The 20,195-nt window shown below is 72.3% G+C and carries 18 protein-coding genes; 13 read left to right on the forward strand and 5 right to left on the reverse strand.

The genetic code is table 11. The annotated features are described in order from the left end of the window. Nucleotides 1-11: 11 nt before the first annotated feature. Nucleotides 12-1,064, reverse strand: coding sequence for a non-homologous end-joining DNA ligase (gene ligD, locus ACZ7L5_RS12515; RefSeq protein WP_471516567.1), 1,053 nt, complete (start codon nt 1,062-1,064; stop codon nt 12-14). Nucleotides 1,065-1,139: 75 nt separating this feature from the next. Here ligD and ACZ7L5_RS12520 point away from each other — a divergent pair, with 75 nt between their 5' ends. After that, nucleotides 1,140-2,210 carry an ATP-dependent DNA ligase gene (locus tag ACZ7L5_RS12520; protein WP_471516568.1) on the forward strand — a complete coding sequence of 357 codons (1,071 nt, stop codon included), beginning with the start codon at nt 1,140-1,142 and terminating at the stop codon, nt 2,208-2,210. A 19-nt stretch (nt 2,211-2,229) separates the two neighbouring features. Here ACZ7L5_RS12520 and ACZ7L5_RS12525 read toward each other — a convergent pair whose 3' ends face one another. Continuing rightward, nucleotides 2,230-3,420 carry a zinc-dependent alcohol dehydrogenase gene (locus ACZ7L5_RS12525; protein WP_363033003.1) on the reverse strand — a complete coding sequence of 397 codons (1,191 nt, stop codon included), beginning with the start codon at nt 3,418-3,420 and terminating at the stop codon, nt 2,230-2,232. Nucleotides 3,421-3,645: 225 nt separating this feature from the next. Here ACZ7L5_RS12525 and ACZ7L5_RS12530 point away from each other — a divergent pair, with 225 nt between their 5' ends. Further along, complete coding sequence (locus ACZ7L5_RS12530) at nt 3,646-4,674, forward strand: DUF3048 domain-containing protein (RefSeq protein WP_471516569.1); 1,029 nt, start codon at nt 3,646-3,648, stop codon at nt 4,672-4,674. 25 nt (nt 4,675-4,699) lie between these two features. On the opposite strand, the gene ACZ7L5_RS12535 is transcribed toward ACZ7L5_RS12530, so the two are convergent. Next, entirely contained in the window at nt 4,700-5,164 is a 465-nt protein-coding gene (locus ACZ7L5_RS12535) for a MarR family winged helix-turn-helix transcriptional regulator (protein WP_365053461.1), read from the reverse strand. Between the two features lie 210 nt (nt 5,165-5,374). Between ACZ7L5_RS12535 and ACZ7L5_RS12540 the strand changes: the two genes are divergently transcribed. The 8 genes from ACZ7L5_RS12540 (at nt 5,375) to ACZ7L5_RS12575 (ending at nt 12,698) form a co-directional block, all read left to right on the forward strand. Beyond that, nucleotides 5,375-6,154 carry a CoA transferase subunit A gene (locus tag ACZ7L5_RS12540; RefSeq protein WP_471516570.1) on the forward strand — a complete coding sequence of 260 codons (780 nt, stop codon included), beginning with the start codon at nt 5,375-5,377 and terminating at the stop codon, nt 6,152-6,154. 2 nt (nt 6,155-6,156) lie between these two features. Beyond that, complete coding sequence (locus tag ACZ7L5_RS12545; protein WP_471516571.1) at nt 6,157-6,801, forward strand: CoA transferase subunit B; 645 nt, start codon at nt 6,157-6,159, stop codon at nt 6,799-6,801. Next, nucleotides 6,798-8,000, forward strand: a complete 1,203-nt coding sequence (locus ACZ7L5_RS12550; protein WP_471516572.1) for a thiolase family protein — start codon at nt 6,798-6,800, stop codon at nt 7,998-8,000. The genes ACZ7L5_RS12545 and ACZ7L5_RS12550 overlap by 4 nt, the downstream gene beginning before the upstream one ends. A 17-nt stretch (nt 8,001-8,017) precedes the next feature. Further along, nucleotides 8,018-8,791 (forward strand): protocatechuate 3,4-dioxygenase subunit beta, encoded by a 774-nt coding sequence (gene pcaH, locus ACZ7L5_RS12555; protein ID WP_471516573.1) that lies wholly within the window; start codon nt 8,018-8,020, stop codon nt 8,789-8,791. A 6-nt stretch (nt 8,792-8,797) separates the two neighbouring features. Continuing rightward, entirely contained in the window at nt 8,798-9,403 is a 606-nt protein-coding gene (gene pcaG, locus ACZ7L5_RS12560; protein ID WP_471516574.1) for a protocatechuate 3,4-dioxygenase subunit alpha, read from the forward strand. Further along, complete coding sequence (gene pcaB, locus ACZ7L5_RS12565; protein ID WP_471516575.1) at nt 9,400-10,695, forward strand: 3-carboxy-cis,cis-muconate cycloisomerase; 1,296 nt, start codon at nt 9,400-9,402, stop codon at nt 10,693-10,695. The genes pcaG and pcaB overlap by 4 nt, the downstream gene beginning before the upstream one ends. After that, nucleotides 10,692-11,831, forward strand: coding sequence for a bifunctional 3-oxoadipate enol-lactonase/4-carboxymuconolactone decarboxylase PcaDC (gene pcaDC / locus ACZ7L5_RS12570; protein ID WP_471516576.1), 1,140 nt, complete (start codon nt 10,692-10,694; stop codon nt 11,829-11,831). Before pcaB ends, pcaDC begins: the two co-directional genes overlap by 4 nt. Nucleotides 11,832-11,906: 75 nt before the next feature. Beyond that, nucleotides 11,907-12,698 (forward strand): SDR family NAD(P)-dependent oxidoreductase, encoded by a 792-nt coding sequence (locus ACZ7L5_RS12575; RefSeq protein WP_471516577.1) that lies wholly within the window; start codon nt 11,907-11,909, stop codon nt 12,696-12,698. Nucleotides 12,699-12,702: 4 nt separating this feature from the next. Here the strand turns inward: ACZ7L5_RS12575 and ACZ7L5_RS12580 are convergent, their stop codons facing one another. After that, on the reverse strand, nt 12,703-15,378 hold the full coding sequence (locus ACZ7L5_RS12580) for an ATP-binding protein (RefSeq protein ID WP_471516578.1): 2,676 nt from the start codon (nt 15,376-15,378) through the stop codon (nt 12,703-12,705). 206 nt (nt 15,379-15,584) lie between these two features. Between ACZ7L5_RS12580 and ACZ7L5_RS12585 the strand changes: the two genes are divergently transcribed. From ACZ7L5_RS12585 to ACZ7L5_RS12595, 3 genes are all read left to right on the forward strand, one after another. Then, the gene (locus ACZ7L5_RS12585) at nt 15,585-16,898 is read left to right on the forward strand and encodes an MFS transporter (protein ID WP_471516579.1); all 1,314 of its coding nucleotides are present in this window, start codon (nt 15,585-15,587) and stop codon (nt 16,896-16,898) included. 178 nt (nt 16,899-17,076) lie between these two features. Further along, nucleotides 17,077-18,231 carry an anhydro-N-acetylmuramic acid kinase gene (locus ACZ7L5_RS12590; RefSeq protein WP_471516580.1) on the forward strand — a complete coding sequence of 385 codons (1,155 nt, stop codon included), beginning with the start codon at nt 17,077-17,079 and terminating at the stop codon, nt 18,229-18,231. Between the two features lie 75 nt (nt 18,232-18,306). Beyond that, nucleotides 18,307-19,323 carry a DUF2510 domain-containing protein gene (locus ACZ7L5_RS12595; RefSeq protein ID WP_471516581.1) on the forward strand — a complete coding sequence of 339 codons (1,017 nt, stop codon included), beginning with the start codon at nt 18,307-18,309 and terminating at the stop codon, nt 19,321-19,323. A gap of 158 nt (nt 19,324-19,481) precedes the next feature. On the opposite strand, the gene ACZ7L5_RS12600 is transcribed toward ACZ7L5_RS12595, so the two are convergent. Then, nucleotides 19,482-20,096 (reverse strand): TetR/AcrR family transcriptional regulator, encoded by a 615-nt coding sequence (locus ACZ7L5_RS12600; protein WP_362381875.1) that lies wholly within the window; start codon nt 20,094-20,096, stop codon nt 19,482-19,484. Between the last annotated feature and the right edge of the window lie 99 nt (nt 20,097-20,195).

Raw genomic sequence — 20,195 nt, forward strand, 5'->3', positions numbered from 1 at the left:
CAAGCTGTAGTTCAAGGAGCTGTGGGCTCCGAGGGAGGCGCCTCCGACGGGGGCGCCTCTTTCTTCGCCCGGCTCGGCTGCACCCGCTTCGGTTCCCCCGGCATCTTCGGATACTCGGGCGGGTACGGCAGATCGCCGAGTCCGTGGTCGCGTTCGTCCTTGTTGGCCAGCTCCAGCAGCGCGTCCAGCGAGAAGCGGTGGTCGTCCATGTCCGCGTGCACGTCGCCGAGTTCGGCGAAGCGCGCGGGCATGGTCACGAGGTCGAAGTCCTGGGGGTGCACCTCGCCGACCTCTTCCCAGTGCAGGGGCGCCGATACCGGGGCGTGCGGGCGGGGCCGTACGGAATAGGCGGAGGCGATCGTGCGGTCGCGGGCGGTCTGGTTGTAGTCGATGAAGATGCGCTCGCCCCGCTCCTCCTTCCACCACTTGATCGTCACGTGCTCCGGCATCCGGCGCTCCATCTCCCGCCCGACCGCGATGGCGGCGCGCCGGACCTGGGTGAAGGTCCAGCGCGGCTCGATGGGCACGAAGACGTGCAGGCCGCGCCCGCCGGAGGTCTTGGGCCAGCCGCGCAGGCCGCCGAACTCGTGCAGTACGGCGCGCAGTTCATGCGCGGCGCGGGCGGCGTCGTCGAAGTCGGTGCCGGGCTGCGGGTCGAGGTCGATGCGCAGTTCGTCGGGGCTGTCGACGTCGTCGCGGCGGACCGGCCAGGGATGGAAGGTGAGCGTGCCGTACTGGGCGGCCCACAGGACCGCGGCCTCCTCGGTGGGGCACATCTCGTCGGCGCTGCGGCCGCTGGGGAAGGTGATGTGGGCGGTGGGGATCCAGTCGGGCATGCTCTTGGGCGCCCGTTTCTGGTAGAACCACTCGCCGGTCACGCCGTCCGGGTAGCGCTCCAGGGTGGTGGGCCGGTTGCGCAGGGCGCGCAGGATGCCCGGGCCGACGGCGATGTAGTAGCGGGCGAGGTCCAGCTTGGTGAAGCCGCGCTCCGGGAAGAAGATCTTGCCCGGGTTGGACAGGCGCACGGTCCGGCCGCCCGCTTCCAGTTCCACCGCTTCGCCCATGCGAGACACGGTAGGCGCACCGCGCAGGGCGCGCACACCGGGCGGCGGCAGCCGGATGCGAGCAGAATCGTCCCCATGGACCTGCCGGTGATGCCGCCCGTGAAGCCGATGCTCGCCAAGTCGGTGGCGAAGATCCCGCCGGGCATGCAGTACGAGGCGAAGTGGGACGGTTTCCGGGCGATCGTGTTCCGCGACCGGGACGAGGTGGAGCTCGGCAGCCGCACCGGTAAGCCCCTGACCAGGTACTTTCCCGAGCTGGTGGCGGCGCTGAAGGAGCGACTGCCGGAGCGGTGCGTGCTGGACGGGGAGATCGTCATCGCGCGGGAGGGGCGGCTGGACTTCGACGCGCTCACCGAGCGCATCCACCCGGCCGACTCCCGGGTGCGGACGCTGGCCGAGCGGACGCCGGCGTCGTTCGTGGCCTTCGACCTGCTGGCGCTGGCGGACCAGTCACTCCTTGAGGTGCCGCTCGCGGACCGGCGGGCGATGCTCACGACGGCGTTGTCCGGGGTGACGGCGCCGGTGCATGTGGCGCCGGCGACCACCGACGTCGACACGGCCCAGGGGTGGTTCGAGCAGTACGAGGGGGCGGGTCTGGACGGTGTCATCGCCAAGCCCCTCACGCTGCGCTATCTCCAGAACGAGCGGGCCATGTTCAAGATCAAGCACGAGCGGACGGCGGACGTCGTCGTGGCGGGCTACCGCCTCCACAAGAGCGGCCCGGTCGTGGGCTCCCTGCTGCTCGGCCTCCACAACGACCAGGGCGTTCTCCAGCACGTGGGCGTGTCGGCCGCGTTCTCCATGCAGCGGCGTGCCGAGCTGGTCGAGGAGCTGGAGCCGCTGCGCATGGCGGATGCCGCGGGGCATCCCTGGGCGGCCTGGGCCGACGAGGCGGCCCACGAGTCGGCGCGGCTGCCTGGCGCGCCGAGCCGCTGGTCGGGCAAGAAGGATCTGTCCTGGGTGCCGCTCAGGCCGGAGTGGGTGGCCGAGGTGGCGTACGACCACATGGAGAACGGGGTCCGCTTCCGGCACACGGCCCGCTTCCGCCGCTGGCGCCCGGACCGCACGCCTGAGAGCTGCACGTACGCGCAGCTGGAGGAGCCGGTGAGCTACGACCTGGCGGAGATCTTCGCGCCGCAGGCCTGACGAGCGGCGCGAGCCGGAATCACGGCTGCATCAGCACCTTGACCGCGCCGTCCTGCTTGCGCTGGAACATCTCGTACGCGTGCGGGGCCTCGCTCAGCGGCACGCGATGGGTGGCGAAGTCGTCGACGCCCAGCGGGTCCTCGTCCGTCAGGTACGGCAGGATGTCGTCGCTCCAGCGGCGCACGTTGGCCTGGCCCATCCGGATCTGGACCTGCTTGTCGAACAGGGTGAGCAGCGGTATCGGGTCCGCGGTGCCGCCGTACACGCCGGACAGGGAGATGGTGCCGCCGCGCCGCACCAGGTCGATGGCCGTGTAGAGGGCGGCGAGCCGGTCGATGCTGAAGCGTTCGGCGAGCGGGCCGCTCAGCTTGCGCGGCAGCATCGCGGAGGCCTGCTGGGCCAGCCGGGCGGCGGCGCTGCCGTGGGCCTCGGTGCCGACCGCGTCGATGACGGCGTCGGGGCCGCGGCCGTCGGTCTCGTCGCGGATGGCTGCGACCAGCTCCTTCTCGTCGTGGAAGCTCCTGAGGTCGAAGGTCTCGACTCCGCGCTCGCGTGCCCTGCGCAGCCGCTCGGGCACCAGGTCGACGCCGAACACCCGCTCGGCGCCCTGGACCTGGGCGACCCGGCAGGCCATGTCGCCGATGGGGCCGAGGCCGAGCACGGCGACGCTGCCGCCCTTCGGGACCTCGGCGTAGCGGACCGCCTGCCAGGCGGTGGGCAGTACGTCGGACAGGTAGACGAACCGGTCGTCGGGCGGGCCCTCCGGGACCTTGATCGGACCGAACTGCGCCTGCGGGACCCGCAGATACTCGGCCTGGGCACCCGGCACCGCGCCGTACAGGCGGGTGTAGCCGAACAGGGCGGCGCCCATGCCCTCGCCGGTGACCTGGGTGGTCTCGCACTGGGTCGGCAGGCCGGTCAGGCACATCCAGCAGTTGCCGCAGGCGATCTGGAACGGCACCACGACCCGGTCCCCCGCCTGTAGGTCCGGGACCCCGGCTCCGACCTCCTCGACGATGCCCATCGGTTCGTGGCCGAGGATGTCGCCCGGCGTCATGAACGGCGTGAGCACCTCGTACAGGTGCAGGTCGGAGCCGCACAGTCCGGTGGACGTGATGCGGATGACCGCGTCCGTCGGCTCCTGGATGGTCGGATCGGGCACGTTCTCCACGCGCACGTCCCGCTTGCCCTGCCAGGTCACTGCCCTCATCGCCCGCGCTCCCTCCGTCACATGTGCGCGTTCGCTTCTGCGGTCCCGGCCGGGTACCCCCGTGCTCCCCCGCCGAACCGTTCGGGCGGGCCGGTGACCCGTCCGCGAGCCGGCTGTGCGCGGCGTACGCCGACCGGCTGGCCGCGTCAGGGCCGATCGGCGGATTGGTGCGGGCAGTCCCAGCTGATCGGGTATGCCACCTATGAACAGATAAGCGCACTATTGATGACACATAGGCTGGGTGGGTGGGTGCGGGTGGCAACGGTGGGCAGACAACGAGGGGCGCGCTCCAGACGCGCCACGACCATGGCGGGGCTGCTGGCCGCCGCGATGGCGGCTTCGCTGGCGTCGGCGTGCACGGCGTCCGGCGGACCGGGCGACGACAGCCGCGGACGGTCGCGTGCGTCGACGCCGAGCGAGGGCGAGAGCCGGGCGAAGAGCCCGACGGTACTCGCCGTGAAGATCGACAATGCCCGCGCCGCCCGGCCCCATACGGGCCTGAGCGCCGCGGACATCGTGTACGTCGAGCCGGTCGAGGGCGGGCTGAGCCGCCTGATGGCGGTGTACGCGACGAAGCTGCCGAAGGCCGTCGGGCCGGTGCGCAGCGCACGCGAGTCCGACCTGGAGCTGCTGGCGCAGTTCAACAAGCCGATGCTCGCCTTCTCCGGGGCGCAGGGCAAGCTCATGCCGCTGATCGACAAGGCCTCCGTGCAGGCGGCGCCGCCCGAGAAGGCGGACGGCGCGTACTTCCGCGGCAAGGGCCGGCCCGCGCCGCACAACCTCTTCCTGCGGCCCCAGCGGCTGATGCCCGCCGCGCCGGGCAAGGACGCCCTGACGACCGGCTTCCGCTTCGGCGCCGCCCCGGCGGGCGGCAAGGCCACGGCCTCGCAGACGGTGCGATACACACTGGCCAAGTACACGTTCACCTGGTCCAGCAGCCAGAACCGCTGGCTGGTCGACATGGACGGCACGGCCGCCACGACATCGGACGGCAAGCGGGTGGCGGCAGCCACGGTCGTCGTGCAGTACGTGAAGGTGCGCAAGTCCGACTTCCACGACAAGCTCGGCCACTACACGCCGTACACCGAGACGGTCGGCTCGGGCAAGGCGAGGGTGCTGCGCGACGGGCGCGCCTACGACGTCGACTGGAAGCGTCCCAAGGCCACGGACGGCACGACGTTCACGACCGGCGCCGGCAAGCGGATGACCTTCCGGGACGGCCAGGTGTGGGTGGTGTTCGCGAAGGCGCCCTGAGCATCCGAAGGTGCACAGGCGCGGATCAGGGGTGTGCGACGAGGGGTTCCGCCGGATTGCGGAGCCCCTCGGCCGCGTCCGCGACGCGGCGGATCAGGTCGAAGAAGAGTGCCTGCTCGTCCGTGGAGAGCGGGGCCAGGAAGACCTGGTTCATCCGGGCCGTGCGCACGGTCAGCTTCTTGTGCGTGCGCACGCCCTCGTCGGTGAGGCGCAGCAGGAAGCGCCGGCCGTCCTGGGGGTCGCGGACCTTGTCGAGCAGCCCCCGGCGGCCGAGCCGGCTGATCACCTCGGCGATCGTGGACCGGTCGAGCCCGACCCGCTCCCCCACCGTCCGCTGGTCCAGGCCCGGCTCGGCGACGAGCGTGTTGAGGACGGCGAACTGGGGCGAGGTGATCTCCTCGGAGACCATGGTGTTCCAGAGCAGGTAGTGCGCCTGCTGGAGCCGCCGGGCCAGATGCCCGGGGTGGGTGGTGAGGTCCACGGCGGCCATGCGCGCTCCCCTGGTCGTAATCGTCGGTGCACTGAACAATACCGGACCCTCACTCGACTGTCCTCGGGCCGCGAACCCCATGACGTTCGCATTTACCAAGCTCTTGACGGCTTCCCCCTCCGATGGCAGCGTGAGAGGCAACCTCGCGGTAATACTCAGTGCGCTGACTAACTCGGGTGCTGAGCGCTCGGAAGAGATGGGGCTTCTCGGATGGACAAGGTGGTCGCCACGGCCCTGGGGGCGGTGGCCGATGTGGGTGACGGCGCGTCGCTCGCGGTGGGTGGCTTCGGGCTGAGCGGTGTGCCGAACGTGCTGATCCAGGCGCTGTACGAGCGCGGGGTGGGCGGCCTGTCGGTGGTCTCCAACAACTGCGGGGCGATGGAGTCGGGGCTTGCGGTGCTGCTGTCGGCGGGCCGGATCGCCCGGGTGACCGGCTCGTACATCGGCGCGAACAAGGAGTTCGCCCGCCAGTACCTGGGCGGTGAGCTGGAGGTCGAGATGATCCCGCAGGGCACGCTGGCCGAGCGGCTGCGGGCCGGCGGGGCCGGGATCCCCGCGTTCTACACGCCGGCCGGGGTGGGCACGCAGGTCGCCGACGGCGGGCTGCCCTGGCGCTACGACGGCTCCGGCGGGGTCGCGCTCGCCTCGCCGCCGAAGGAGGTGCGGGAGTTCGACGGCACCGAGTACGTCATGGAGCGCGGAATCCGCACCGACTTCGCCCTGGTGCGGGCGTGGAAGGGCGACCGGCACGGGAACCTGGTGTTCAACAAGTCCTCCCGGAACTTCAACCCGCTGGCCGCGATGGCCGGGCGGGTGACGATCGCCGAGGTGGAGGAACTCGTGGAGCCGGGCGAGATCGATCCGGACGCGGTGCATCTGCCGGGCATCTTCGTCCAGCGGGTCGTGGCGCTCACCCCTGAGCAGGCGGCCGACAAGCAGATCGAACGGCGCACGGTTTCCGCGCTGCTGGCGGACGGGACGGTGAGCTAGCCATGGCGTGGACGCGGGAAGAGATGGCCGCTCGGGCCGCTCGCGAACTTCAGGACGGCCAGTACGTCAACCTCGGCATCGGACTGCCGACCCTGATCCCTAACTATCTGCCGCCCGGCGTCGAGGTGATCCTTGAGTCCGAGAACGGCATCCTGGGCACCGGCCCGTACCCGACCGAGGACCAGGTCGACCCGGATCTGATCAACGCCGGCAAGGAGACCGTGACGGTCCTGCCGGGCGCGTCCTACTTCGACTCGGCACTGTCGTTCTCGATGATCCGCGGCGGGCACATCGATGTCGCCGTGCTCGGCGCCATGCAGGTCTCCGCCACCGGTGACCTGGCGAACTGGGCGATCCCCGGCAAGATGATCACCGGGATCGGCGGTGCGATGGACCTCGTGCACGGGGCCCGCACCGTCATCGTGGTGATGACCCACACCGCCAAGGACGGCAGCCCCAAGATCCTCGCCGAGTGCGCCCTGCCGCTCACGGGCAGGGGCTGTGTGAACCGGATCATCACCGACCTCGGCGTGCTCGACGTGACAGCGGACGGTCTCCTGCTCGTCGAGACCGCGCCGGGTGTCACCGTCGACGAGATCATCGCCGGCACCGACGCAAAACTCACCGTCGCGGAGAGTCTGCTGTGAACACCGTCTACCTCGTCGACGCGGTCCGCACCCCGATCGGCCGCTACAACGGCGCCCTCGCATCCGTCCGCCCGGACGACCTGGCCGCCCACGCCATCCGTGAACTCATGGGCCGTACGCCCGACTTGGACCCGTCCCGGATCGAGGACGTGTACTTCGGCAACGCCAACGGCGCCGGGGAGGAGAACCGCAACGTCGGCCGCATGGCCGCACTCCTGGCCGGCCTGCCCACCTCCGTGCCCGGCGTGACGGTCAACCGGCTGTGCGCGTCGGGCCTCGAAGCGGTCATCCAGGCGGCCCGCGCCATCGCGGTCGGGGACGCCTCCATCGTCGTGGCCGGCGGTGTGGAGTCGATGACCCGGGCGCCGTACGTGCTGCCCAAGTCCGACAAGCCCTTCCCGGCCGCCCACACCGAGCTGTTCTCGACCACCCTGGGCTGGCGCATGGTCAACCCGCGGATGGCACCGCAGTGGACGATCCCGCTGGGCGAGTCGGCCGAGCTGATCGCCGAGAAGCACAAGATCAGCCGGGAGCAGCAGGACGAGTTCGCCCTGCACAGCCATCAGAAGGCTGCCCGGGCGCAGTCCGAGGGCCTCTTCGACGCCGAGCTCGCGCCGGTGAGCATCCCGCAGCGCAAGGGCGACCCGGTCGTCTTCGGTGCCGACGAGTGCGTACGGCCGGATGCGTCCCTGGCGGCGATGGCGAAGCTCAAGCCGTCCTTCCGCACCTCCGAGGGGACCGTCACCGCGGGCAACGCCTCCCCGCTGAACGACGGCGCCGCCGCGCTGCTCCTCGTCGGCGAGGACGGCCTGCGGGCCACAGGCCGTGAGCCGCTCGCGCGGATCTCCGCGACCGGCGTCAACGCCCTGGACCCGGACTACTTCGGGCTCGCCCCCGTCGAGGCCGTCAACCGCACGCTGGCCAAGGCGGGCAGGGGGTTCGGCGACCTGTCCGTGCTGGAGCTGAACGAGGCCTTCGCCGCCCAGGTGCTGGGCTGTGTCGCCGAGTGGCCCGACTTCGACCCGGCGATCCTCAACCCGCAGGGCGGCGCCATCGCCCTCGGCCATCCGCTCGGCGCGTCCGGCGCCCGCCTCGCCGGCACCGTCGCCCACCAGCTCGCCCGGAAGGGCAGTGGAGTCGGCGTCGCCACCCTCTGCATCGGCGTGGGCCAAGGCCTCGCCCTAGTCCTCGAACGTTGACGAAACGCAGGATCCCCATGACTCTCACCCAGCACGACATCGACCGGGAGATCGCGGCCGAGCACGCCGCGTACGAGAAGCGGATCGCCGACGGAGCCCCCGTCGAGCACCACCCGCGCCGCGACTACACCCCCTACCGCTCCTCCGTCCTGCGCCATCCCAAGCAGCCGCCGGTCACGATCGACGTCAGCAAGGACCCGGAGCTGGTGGAGCTGCACTCCCCCGCCTTCGGCGAGCGGGACATCACCGAGATCGACAACGACCTGACCCGGCAGCACACGGGTGAGCCGATCGGCGAGCGCATCACCGTCGAGGGCCGGCTCCTCGACCGCGACGGCCGTCCCATCCGCGGCCAGCTCATCGAGATCTGGCAGGCCAACTCGGCCGGCCGCTACGCCCACCAGCGCGAGCAGCACGACGCCCCGCTGGATCCGAACTTCACGGGCGTCGGCCGCACCCTCACCGACGACAGGGGCTTCTACCGCTTCACCACCGTCCAGCCGGGCCCCTACCCGTGGCGTCAGCACGTCAACGCCTGGCGGCCGGCCCACATCCACTTCTCGCTGTTCGGCACGGCGTTCACGCAGCGGCTGGTGACGCAGATGTACTTCCCGAGCGACCCGCTGTTCCCGTACGACCCGATCATCCAGTCGGTGACGGACGACGCGGCCCGCCAGCGGCTGGTCGCCACCTACGACCACGGCCTGTCGGTGCCGGAGTTCTCGATGGGCTACCACTGGGACATCGTCCTCGACGGACCGAACGCCACCTGGATCGAAGAGGGACGCTGACCTGCCATGACGAAGATCGACACGAGCCGTCCCGAGACCGTGCTCCCGACCCCGTCGCACACCGTCGGCCCCTTCTACGGCCACGCCCTGCCCTTCCCCGGCGGCGGCGACATCGCCCCGATCGGCCACCCGGACACGATCGCCCTCCAGGGCTACATCACCGACGGCGAGGGCAATCCGCTGCCGGACGCCTTCGTGGAGTTGTGGGGCGCCGACCCGGACGGGAACATCCCGCAGGTCGACGGCTCGATCCGGCGCGACCCGGCGAGCGGCGGGTATCTGGGCCGCAACGGCGTGGAGTTCACGGGCTGGGGCCGCATCCAGACCGACGCCAACGGGCACTGGACCGCGCGGACGCTGCGGCCGGGCTCCCGTGGGCACAGCGCCCCGTACCTCAGCGTGTGCGTCTTCGCGCGCGGCCTGCTGGTGCACCTGTACACCCGGATCTACCTGCCGGGCGACGCGGCGGCTCTCGCCGCCGATGCGTTGCTCTCCCGGGTACCGGAGGAGCGGCGCGACACGCTGATCGCACGGGAGCAGCGTGATGGGACATACCGTTTCGACATCCGCCTTCAGGGCGAAGGCGAGACGGTCTTCCTGGAGTACCAGTGACTTCTCCCGATACCGACACCGGCCTGCTCGCGCCCGGGTGGACAGGCTCCCCCGCCGCCTCCGCGACCGGTGACAGCGCCTATCTCCAGGCGTTGTTGGACGCCGAGGCCGCGCTGACGCGGGCACAGGCCGCGCTGGGGACGGCCCCGGCCGAGGCGGCGCGAGCGGTCACGGAGGCGGCCCAGGCGGCCCGTTTCGACGTACGGTCCCTCGCCGAGCGTGCCCGCAGGGGCGGCAACCCGGTCATCCCGCTGGTCGCCGACCTGACCAGGGCGGTCGGCGAGGAGTACGGCCCGTACGTCCACCGGGGTGCCACCAGCCAGGACATCCTGGACACGGCGACGATGCTGGTCGCGGCACGCACCCTGGACCTGGTGCCGGCCGACCTCGACCGCACCCAGCGGGCCCTGGCCCGGCTGGCCGCCGAGCACCGCGACACCGCGATGCCCGGGCGGACCCTCACCCAGCACGCCGTACCGACGACGTTCGGGCTCAAGGCGGCCGGATGGCGGTCGCTGGTGCTGGACGCACGGGACCGGGTGAATGCCGTACGGAACTCGCTGCCGGTCCAACTCGGCGGCGCCGCCGGGACGTTGGCGGCCTTCGAGGCGTACGGCGCGAGCGATCCGACCGCATTGCCGGCGGCGTACGCCCGCGAACTCGGCCTGCGGGCACCCGACCTGCCCTGGCACACCCTGCGCACGCCCGTCGCCGATCTCGCCGGATGCCTCGCCTTCACGGCGGGGGCGCTCGGCAAGCTCGCCGCGGACGTCCTCACCCTCTCCCGCACCGAGATCGCGGAAGTGGCGGAGGGCAGCGGCGGGGGCTCGTCCGCCATGCCGCACAAGTCGAATCCGGTACGGTCCACCCTCATCGCCTCCGCGGCACGGCGGGCGCCCCAGCTCGCGGCCACGCTGTACGGCTCGCTGGCGGCGCAGGACGAGCGGCCGGCCGGGGCCTGGCACGCCGAGTGGGAACCGCTCAGGGACCTGCTGCGGCTGGTCGGCGGGGCCGCACGGGATGCCGTCGAGCTGACCGAGGGACTGCGGGTCGAAGCCGAGGTCATGCGCGAACACCTGGATCTCACCCACGGGTTGATCATCTCGGAGCGGCTGTCCGTCGAGCTCGCCCCCGTGCTGGGGCGGGCCCGCGCCAAGGAACTCCTCACCCGGCTGGCGTCCGAGGGCCGCCCGCTCGACCAGGCGCCGGAGCTGGCGGACGTCGACCTCGACCCCACCCACTACACCGGCTCCGCCGGAGCCCTCACCGACCGCGCTCTGGAGCGACGTTGACCGAGAAACTCCTCAACCACCGTGCCGAAGGGCCCACTTCCGCTCCCCCGCTGCTGCTGGGAGCCTCGCTCGGCACCTCGTACGCCCTGTGGGACAAGGTCGCGCCCGAGCTGTCGGCCGGTCATCGGGTGGTCCGCTGGGATCTGCCGGGGCACGGGGGTTCGGCGGCCGACCTCATCGGCGCGGGCGCGACGGTCGGTGACCTCGCCGGCCTGGTGCTCGCGCTCGCCGACTCGCTCGGGATCGAGCGGTTCGCGTACGCCGGGGTGTCGCTCGGGGGTGCGGTCGGGCTGCACCTGGCCGTGCACCGTCCCGAACGGGTCTCCTCGCTTGCCGTGATCTGTTCGTCGGCCCACTTCAACGGCTCCAGGCCGTGGGAGGAACGGGCCGCGCTGGTGCGGCGCGAAGGGCTGGCGGGGCTCGCCGAGGGCGCGAACGACCGCTGGTTCACGCCCGGGTTCACCGTGCCGGAGCTGGTGCGGGACCACCGGGACGCCGACCCGGGTGCGTACGCCGCCTGCTGTGATGCGCTCGCCGCCTTCGACCTGCGCGACCGGCTGGCCGAGATCTCCTCCCCCACGCTGCTGATCGCCGGCCGCGAGGACCCCGCGACTCCGCCCGCGCATCTGAGGGAGATCGCGGACGCCGTGCCGCGTGCCACGCTCGTGGAACTCCCGGGCGCCTCGCATCTGGCACCCGCGCAGTGCCCCGAGGCAGTGCTGACAGCGCTGCGGGCGCACTTCGGGGGCGGCGCCAAGCGAGGCATGGAGGTGCGGCGCGAGGTGCTCGGGGACGCGCACGTCGACCGTGCGCAGGCCCGGCAGACGCCGTTCACCGCCCGCTTCCAGGACTTCATCTCGCGCTACGCCTGGGGCGAGATCTGGACCGACCCGACGCTCAGCCGCCGCGAGCGCAGCATGATCACCCTCACGGCGCTGGTCGCGCACGGCCACTACGACGAGCTGGCCATGCATGTCCGGGCGGCCCGGCGCAACGGGCTGACGCCGGAGGAGATCGGGGCCGTACTCCTGCAGACGGCCGTGTACTGCGGGGTTCCGGCGGCGAACTCGGCGTTCGCGGCGGCCCAGCGGGTGCTGGCCGAGGAGGCGGAGCCGGACGCGGGTACGGCGCGGTGAGAGCAGGGTGACCTTGGCGGTCGTACCTCCAGCGGCAGCTCGCACATGCCCGCACGCCGTGCCTACGGTGGAGACATGTCCACGATTCTGATCACGGGCGCCACCTCGGGTCTCGGCCGCTACGTCGCCGCCGAGCTGGTCCGCTCCGGGCACCGCGTCCTCGCGCACGGGCGGGACGTGGACCGTACGCGCCGGCTTGTCGAGGAGCTGCGGGCCGACGGCGAGGCCGAGGGGTTCGTCGTGGATCTGGCCTCGCTGGGGCAGGTGCGGGAGCTGGCTGCCCATGTCGCCGGGGCCCATCCCGAGCTCGACGTGCTGATCAACAACGCGGCGGTGGGCGCCGGGCCACGCAGGTCCGAACGGGAGATCGGCGCGGACGGGCACGAACTGCGCCTCGCGGTCAACTACTTGGCGCCGGTCGCCCTGACCCGCGCCCTGCTCCCCGTGCTGCTCGCCAACACGCCCGCGCGGATCGTGAACGTCGGCTCGGCCGGTCAGGAACCCGTCGACTTCGACGACCCCGAGCTGACCCGTGGCTACGACGGACTCTCGGCGTACTGCCGCAGCAAGTTCGCCCTCGCGGCGCACACGTTCACCCTCGCCGATCAACTCGCCGGCACGGGTGTCGCGGTCAACGTGCTGCACCCGGCGACCCACATGGACACGGCGATGGTCCGCGACGGCGGCTTCACACCCCGGCACGCCGTCGCGGACGGCGCCCCGGGCGTCCTGGCCCTCGCCACCCGGGACCTGGGCACGGGCGGCTACTTCGACGGGACGTCCCGGGCGCGGGCCCATGAGCGGACGTACGACCCCGGCGTCCGCGAGCGGCTGGCGACCGTCACCGGTCAGCTGCTGAACCTCTGAGCCGTCACACCACTCCCGCGGCCGGCGCCGCCTCCGCCTGGAGCACCAGTCCGTCCGCGCCGCACGACCGCGCCAGCGTCAGCCCGCGCCGAAGCTCCGCCGACGAGCGTGCGGCGATGCCGTACTCGACCCGGGCGGCGGCGTGTTCGTACTGGCAGGGCGAGGCCTCCAGATAGGTGACGGCCTGTTCGGCCAGGCGTACCGCGCGCTGGCCGGTCTCCAGGGCGGCGGCGCACCGCAGGGCCTCGCCGATGGCGGTGTCGGTGCCGAGGCGCTCGGCGTGCCGGCGGACGTCGGTGGCCAGCCGGGCGGCCCGCTCCGGGTCCTCGTTGGCGAGAGCACGGGCCAGGTCGACGGCCCAGGGCACCAGGACCGGGTTGTTGTGGCCGCGCACGGCGGCCGCCTTCTCCGCGGCCTCCAGTTCGTTGATGCCGTCCTTCGTGCGACCGACGGCCAGGAGCAGCCGGCCGCGGACCGAGCGCGGGTCCGGCAGCACGATGGTAGTCGGGTACGGCGGGGCGAAGCCGTGCTCCTCGGCGAGCTCCCAGGCCTCCTGGACATGGCCGCGGGCGAGCAGCGTGTCGACGAGGTTGCAGGTCGCCGACCAGTGCAGGGGCAGTCGACGGCCGACGCGCTCGGCGAGCGCAAGCGACTTGCGCAGGGACGCCTCCGCCTCGCGGAGCCGGCCGCGCCTGCGGTGCCCGACGCCGACGTAGGCGTGGGCCAGGGCGAGGTGGCCGCCGCTCCAGCCGGCGGACTCGTACGCGCGCAGGGCCTCGTTGTAGAGGGACTCCGCGCGGTCGAGGCGGTCGGTGAAGGCGTAGGAGTTGGCCAGCATCATCAGCAGCTCGATGCCCCACTCCGGGTCGGTCCACCCGAGTCCGGGGGCGAGGCGGCCGTTGACGAGGGCGCGGTCGCACAGTTCGGCGACCTCCTCGGCGTTCTCACCGCGGGCCATGGCGTCGAAGCCGCGCAGGATGAGCAGGGCACGCTCGGAGTTGTCGCGACCGGTGCAGGTGGCGGCGAGTTCGGCGAGACGCGTCGAGCGCCCGGGGTAGGCCGCCTCGCCCGCGTGGATGCCCTCCCACATGAACTGCACCGCCTGCAGCCTCAGTCTGGCGGGGCCGGCCCGGTGCCGGGCGGCTTCCGCCTCGACGGTGCGGACGGCCTCCTCCAGCTGGTCGTTGTGGAGCAGGGCCTGGGAGAGCCGGTAGACGGCGTCGACGCGTTCGTCGCCGTCGAGACCGGGCATGGCCAGGGCGGTCTGGAGGTGGTCGATGGTGGTGGCGGGCGCGGTGAGGAGGGTGGCGCCGCCCAGTTCGTGGAGGACGCGCGCGTGGACCTCGGGCAGGGGCGGTTCCAGCAGGGCCCGCTCCAGACAGCGGCGGGCCGCGTCGGGGGCGCCGACGGCGAGGTGTTCGCGGGCGGCCTCGCGCAGCTGCTCGACGAGTTCCTCGTCACTGTCCGGGTGGACCTCGAGGAGGTGCCGGGCGGCGACCGCGGCGCCCCGGCCGTTGTCGGTGACGACGCGGGCGGCGATGCCGTGCATCGCGGTGCGCAGGGCATCGGGGATGGAGTTGTAGACGGCGGAGGCGATGAGGGGGTGGACGAACTCCAGCTCCCCGTCGCCCGGTCGGGCACCCGCCGGGTCGGGCTCGGTGAGGATGCGGGCGGTGCGCAGGAGGGCGGCGCAGCGCACGGCGTCGTCGAGGCTCATGGTGGCGAGCTCGGCCACCAGGTCGACGGAGATGCCGGTGCCGAGGATGGCGGCCGCCCAGGCGAAGCGGGTGGCTTCGATGCCGAGTGTCTCCAGGCGGGCGACGAGGCCGCCGCCGCGTGCCGCGCGGTTCAGGGCACGCAGCTCGGCGGCCGCGGCCTCGGTCGGCTCGAACTCGCTGTCCTGCACCTTGGCGAGGAGTTCGACGGTCTCGTACGGGTTGCCGCCGGTGACCGCCCAGACCTCGCGGCAGAACGGGGCGTCGGCGTGCGGGCCGAGGGTGGCGCGGGTGAGACCGGCGGTCGCGTCCGGGGTGAGGGCGCTCAGGGTGGCGACGGAGCTGCCCGCGGCGGCGACCGCGTCGAGGTGCCGGGCGCTGTCGCCGCTGACCTCGCCGGGGCGGCGGGCCACCACGACCAGGACGTTCTGTTCGCCGAGGCGTTCGGCGAAGGCGGCGAGCCAGCGCAGGGTCTCCTGGTCGGCCCAGTGGGCGTCGTCGATCAGCAGCACCAGCGGCCAGTCGCGCCGGGCCAGCCGGCGTACGGCGGCCACCAGGCCGTCGCACACGCCCTGCGGGTCGGCCTGCCGCTCGCCGGGGTCCGTGATGCCGAGGGCGGGTCCGGCGATGTCGTACCAGTCGCCGAGGTACTCGCGCGCCTCCTCCGGCATCAGCGACAACAGAGCGGGCTGCATCAGCTGCCGTACGACGTTGAAGGGGACGGAGCTCAGGGTCTCGCTGCCGCGGGCGGACCACACCGTGCAGCCGCGGGCCTCGGCGATGCGGCGTGTTTCGGCCAGCAGCGCGGTCTTGCCGAGTCCCGCCTCGCCCCGGAGCACCAGGAGGCTGCCCGACGAGGACTTCTCTGCGCACAGGGTGTCGAGCGCCCCCTCGAAGGCGGCGAGTTCCTCGTCGCGCTCCCACAGGGAGGCCGAGGCGGCCTGTGTGGGCCGTACCTCCGTCATCCCGCTCCCTCCCCAAGTCGCCCGAACGACGTACAGACCTCGAGCGTAGCCGTCGGATTGCCTAAGTGGAGGCGGGTCCGGGCAGCTGTTGCCGTGAAGGGTGACAGTCGGTGCGCGCGGGCGACGCGAGAGGACCGCGACCTGCCCCGGCAGAACTGACTGACAGTCAAAAATAGGCCATTCCATCGACGTTCGAAGGGGCGGACATGACGCTGACTGCTTCCGACCGCGGCACGGTCCGATCCCGCAAGGCCCTGGTCGCGGGTTCGGTCGGCAACCTCATCGAGTGGTACGAGTTCGGGGTCTACGGGTACTTCGCGACGATCATCGCGGCGCGCTTCTTCACGCCGGAGGGCGGCAGCGAGGTCGAGGCTCTGGTGCGGACGTATGCGTCGTTCGCGCTGGCGTTCTTCTTCCGGCCGGTCGGAGCGGCCCTGTTCGGGCGGCTCGGCGACCGGATCGGCCGGCGACCGGTGCTGATCCTGGTGATCACACTGATGACCGGGGCGACGACGCTGATCGGCGCGCTGCCCACGTACGACACGGTCGGCGCCCTCGCGCCGTGGCTGCTGACGTTCCTGAGGGTGCTGCAAGGGCTGTCCGCGGGCGGGGAGTTCGGGGGCGCGGTGTCGGTGATGACCGAGTTCGCGCCACCCGGGCGGCGCGGTCTGTACGGGTCGTGGCAGTCGTTCACGGTGGCGCTGGGGCTGTTGGGCGGCGCGGGGGTGGCGGCGCTGCTGGCCACTGTGCTGACCGAGGGCCAACTGGGCCACTGGGGCTGGCGGTTGCCGTTCCTGCTGACGTTGCCGCTGGGGCTGGGTGCACTGTGGCTGCGGCTGAGGCTGGACGAGACGCCGGCGTTCCGGGAGGAGCGGGAGGCCGAGCGGCCGCCGGGGCGTGAGGTCGCGGGGGCGATCGCGCTGGGCGCCGGGCGGATCATGGGGTGGGCGGCGGCCGGGTACACGTTCCTGGTCGTACTGCCGTCGTACCTGCAGTCCACGCTGGACGCGACCTTCCAGCAGGCGCTGATCGCCACGGTGCTGGCCAACCTCGGTTTCGCGGCGATGATCGTGCCGGCGGGATGGCTCAGCGACCGGTACGGGCGGCGGCCGGTGATGCTGACGGGGGCAGTGCTGGTGGTGGTCCTCGCGGTGCCGCTGCTCAACCTTCTCCAGGACCCGGGCGTTTCCCTCACCGTGAAGGGTGCGGCGGTGTGCGGCGCGGGTGCCGTGGTCGGGCTGATGGCGGGCCCCGGTCCGGCCATGCTCGCGGAGCTGTTCCCGACCAACGTGCGCTACACGGGGCTGGGACTCGCCTACGCCCTGTCCAATGCGGTGTTCTCGGGCTGCGCCGGGCTCATCATCACGGAGACGATCGAACGCACCGGCAACCTGGACATCCCGGCGTACTACGCTGCCGCGACCTGCGCGGTGAGTGTCCTCGCGCTGACCGCGGGGCCGAAGGCCCAGACCCAGAAGCCGAAAGCCCCGGTCAAGGAACCGAATCGGAAGGCGAGCTGATCGAATGCGGGTGATCGGCAGGCGCGAGGGCTGGTGAACATGGCTCATGCCGAAGCGTCGCGCCACGCACCCGCGGCAGCACCTCTCCGGACGGACAGCGAACTGCGCGACCGCCTGCCCGGCGGACACCGCACGCCGGCCAAGACATCGAAGCGGAACCGGAAGGCGAGCTGATCGAATGCGGGTGATCGGCCTCATGTCGGGCACGTCCCACGACGCCATCGACGCCGCAGCCGCCGACCTGAACCTCGTCGGCGACAGCCTGGTGCTCAAGGCGCGGGGGCTGGTGAGCGAGGGCTATGACGAGGCGTTGCGGGAGGCTCTTGCGGAGGTGCTGCCTCCGGGGGTGGCCTCGATGGCGGACGTGTGTCGGCTGGATACGCGGATCGGGCAGGCCTTCGCCGCGGCCGCGGTGCGGGCGGATCATGAACTGTGCGATGGGCGGGCCGAGTTGGTCGCCTCGCACGGGCAGACCGTGTACCACTGGGCCGAGGACGGACAGGTGCACGGCACGCTGCAGCTCGGGCAGCCCGCGTGGATCGCCGAGGCGACCGGGCTGCCCGTGGTCGCCGACTTCCGGCCCCGTGACATCGCGGCAGGAGGACAGGGCGCGCCGCTGGTCAGCCTGGTCGACCTGCTGTGGCTGCGCGGGCGGCCCGGCACGCCCGTCGCCCTCAACGTCGGCGGGATCGCCAACCTCACCGCGCCCGACGGCACCGCCTTCGACACCGGGCCGGGCTGCGCGCTGATCGACGCCGCGGCACGGGGGTTCAGCGGCGGACGGCTGGCGTACGACGTGGACGGGGCGCTGGCCGGTCGCGGCAGCGTCCATGAGCCGCTGCTGCTGAGGCTGCTGGAGGAGCCGTACTACGCGCTGCCCGCGCCCAAGACGACCGGCAAGGAGCTGTTCCACCTCGGCCATCTGCGGGACGCGCTGGCCGGTTTCGGGACGCTGCCCGCCGAGGACGTCGTCGCCACGCTGACCATGCTCACGGCACGGACGGTCGCCGACGCCGTGCGCGCGATGGGTGCGACGGAGGTGATCGCCTCGGGCGGCGGGACGCGCAATCCCGTACTGATGAGGATGCTCGGGCAGCGGCTGCCAGGGGTGGCGCTGGGCACGTCGGACGAGTTGGGGCTGCCGTCGGCCGCGAAGGAGGCGTACGCCTTCGCCGTGCTGGGCTTCCTGACCGTGCACGGACTGCCCGGCACCGTGCCGTCCGCCACCGGCGCCCGGCACGCGCGCGTGCTCGGCTCGATCACCCCGGGCCGGGACGGACTGCGGCTTCCGCCGCCCGCGAAGGAGCGGCCGGTACGGCTGGTCCTGGACTGATTCGGGCCGAAATCCGAGCACCCCGGGGCCGGATCCTCTCATCCGGCTTTCACCGACACCTCATACGGTGGGCTCATGACGCAGGTGACTCCTCCCGGCTGGTACCCCGACCCCGGCCGGCAAAGTGACGGTCCGCCCACCGAGCGCTGGTGGGACGGCAAGGCATGGACGGACCAGGTCCGGCCCGCGGGGTCGGCCGACGTATGGGGTCCTCCGGAGCAGCTCTCGGCCGAGGGCGCTTATCCGGCGTATCCGGCACATCCGGGCTATCCCGGCCAGGTGCAGTCGGGCGGGCGGCGGCGGCTGCGTACCGGGATAGCCGTGGGAGTGGCCGCTGTGGTCCTCGCGAGCATCGGTGTCGGCGTGTACGCGCTGACCGCCAACGACGGCTCGGGCGGCGGCAGCGCCAACTCCCCGCAGCAGGGCTCGGGCGGACAGGGCGGGCCCGGCGGCGGTCAGGGCGGCCCCTTCGGCGACTCCGGCGGCGGCAACGGCGGTTCGGGTGGCGGCGACGGCGGTTCCGGCGGTGAGTCGCCCGGACCCGACGAGTCCGGGCCACCAAAGGTGGACAGCGGGGCGGTGACCGACGCCGTGAACGGGATCAGCATCCCCATCCCGGACGGCTGGTACGGACAGGAGAGCGGCTGGGGCGCGAACGTCGCCTCGGACGAGACGTACAAGTGCCCCGCCGACACCTCCCAGAGCTGCCAGAAGGGAGGCGCGTACTCCGCTCCCGCCCTCGCGCACGGCACCAAGGGCGACACGGCCGAGGAGGTCGCCAAGGCGGACATCGAGGCGAACGCCAAGGAGTCGTACGGCAAGGGCTACGGAGAGATCACCTCGCACGAGGTGCTGGCCTCCAAGGCGGTGACCGTGGCCGGACAGAAGGGCTACCTGGTCCGCTGGAAGGCGATCACGAGCAAGGGAGCCGACGGCTACGTCGAGTCGCTCGCCTTCCCGTCGCCCGTGAGGGCGCAGCAGATGGTCGTGGTCCGCATCGGCGTCGACGTCGGTGAGAAGCAGTCACTGATCGACGAGATCGCCAAGGGCATCAAGGTGTCCACCGGCGGCGGCAACGGCCAGGACGTCTGACGCCCACCCGACCGCGCCCCGCACACAAAGCGGCCGGGTGGGGCGCCCCTCCGCTCAAGGGGAACCCCACCCGGCCGGGGGGTGCGCGCCGCCCCCGTCCCCACGGTGCGGCGCGAACAGGTCACCGTCCAGTCATCCCGTGGACGGCGGCCTGAGTCTCAGGTGAGGCCGAGTGCCGGCAGCACGGCGGCCTCCACGAAACGGACGAGGTAGTCGGGGTCGGCGTCCTCGCCCTCCAGCACGGGGCGCGCCCGCAGCACGCCGAAGATCTGCGCGGGGACGTACTCCAGCGCCGGATGGTCGGCGGCGACCTCCCCGCGCTGGACCCCACGCCTCAGGATCTGCCGCAACGCCTCGATCTCGGGGTCGATGAGCGCCTCACGCAGGGCGCACTTGAGTTCCGGATCCTCCATCACCGCGTGCCCGAGCGCCTGGAACAGTCGCGTGTCCTTGGCCGACCACGCCCCCGCGGCCCGCGCGGCCTCGCGCAGGTCGTCGGCGAGCGTGCCGGTGTCGATGCCGTCGAAGCGCGTGAGCCGGCTGGACCGCAGGGCCGCCGCCACGAACTGGGGCTTGGTCCCCCACTGCCGGTAGAGCGTGGACTTGCTGCACCGCGTGCTTGCGGCGACGCCCTCCATGGTGACGGCGTCGTAGCCGCAGGCGCGGATCTGTTCGAGCACGGCGTCGAAGAACTCCCGCTCACGCTCGGGCGTGATCTTGGAGCGGCGCGAGGCGGCGACCGTCTCCGGTCCGTCCGCGGCCTGCGACGTCATGGCTCTTCTCCTCGCTCCGGTGGGGCGACCCCGTGGGGTGACGGAGGCCGCGTTTCCAGTGTGTCGCACGTCTATCGATACGCCACTGTACCGGAACGG

The sequence above is a fragment of the Streptomyces sp. NPDC107528 genome (genome assembly GCF_055639295.1).

Bases quoted from the DNA above. Each gene is read 5' to 3' on its own strand.
- ACZ7L5_RS12545 (WP_471516571.1), top strand. From the start codon at position 6,157: ATGGCGTGGACGCGGGAAGAGATGGCCGCTCGGGCCGCTCGCGAACTT.
- ACZ7L5_RS12580 (WP_471516578.1), bottom strand. From the start codon at position 15,378: ATGACGGAGGTACGGCCCACACAGGCCGCCTCGGCCTCCCTGTGGGAG.
- ACZ7L5_RS12525 (WP_363033003.1), bottom strand. From the start codon at position 3,420: ATGAGGGCAGTGACCTGGCAGGGCAAGCGGGACGTGCGCGTGGAGAAC.
- ACZ7L5_RS12530 (WP_471516569.1), top strand. From the start codon at position 3,646: ATGACACATAGGCTGGGTGGGTGGGTGCGGGTGGCAACGGTGGGCAGA.
- ACZ7L5_RS12600 (WP_362381875.1), bottom strand. From the start codon at position 20,096: ATGACGTCGCAGGCCGCGGACGGACCGGAGACGGTCGCCGCCTCGCGC.
- ACZ7L5_RS12535 (WP_365053461.1), bottom strand. From the start codon at position 5,164: ATGGCCGCCGTGGACCTCACCACCCACCCCGGGCATCTGGCCCGGCGG.
- ACZ7L5_RS12595 (WP_471516581.1), top strand. From the start codon at position 18,307: ATGACGCAGGTGACTCCTCCCGGCTGGTACCCCGACCCCGGCCGGCAA.
- ACZ7L5_RS12520 (WP_471516568.1), top strand. From the start codon at position 1,140: ATGGACCTGCCGGTGATGCCGCCCGTGAAGCCGATGCTCGCCAAGTCG.
- ACZ7L5_RS12590 (WP_471516580.1), top strand. From the start codon at position 17,077: ATGCGGGTGATCGGCCTCATGTCGGGCACGTCCCACGACGCCATCGAC.
- ligD (WP_471516567.1), bottom strand. From the start codon at position 1,064: ATGGGCGAAGCGGTGGAACTGGAAGCGGGCGGCCGGACCGTGCGCCTG.
- ACZ7L5_RS12540 (WP_471516570.1), top strand. From the start codon at position 5,375: ATGGACAAGGTGGTCGCCACGGCCCTGGGGGCGGTGGCCGATGTGGGT.
- pcaH (WP_471516573.1), top strand. From the start codon at position 8,018: ATGACTCTCACCCAGCACGACATCGACCGGGAGATCGCGGCCGAGCAC.
- pcaG (WP_471516574.1), top strand. From the start codon at position 8,798: ATGACGAAGATCGACACGAGCCGTCCCGAGACCGTGCTCCCGACCCCG.
- ACZ7L5_RS12575 (WP_471516577.1), top strand. From the start codon at position 11,907: ATGTCCACGATTCTGATCACGGGCGCCACCTCGGGTCTCGGCCGCTAC.
- ACZ7L5_RS12585 (WP_471516579.1), top strand. From the start codon at position 15,585: ATGACGCTGACTGCTTCCGACCGCGGCACGGTCCGATCCCGCAAGGCC.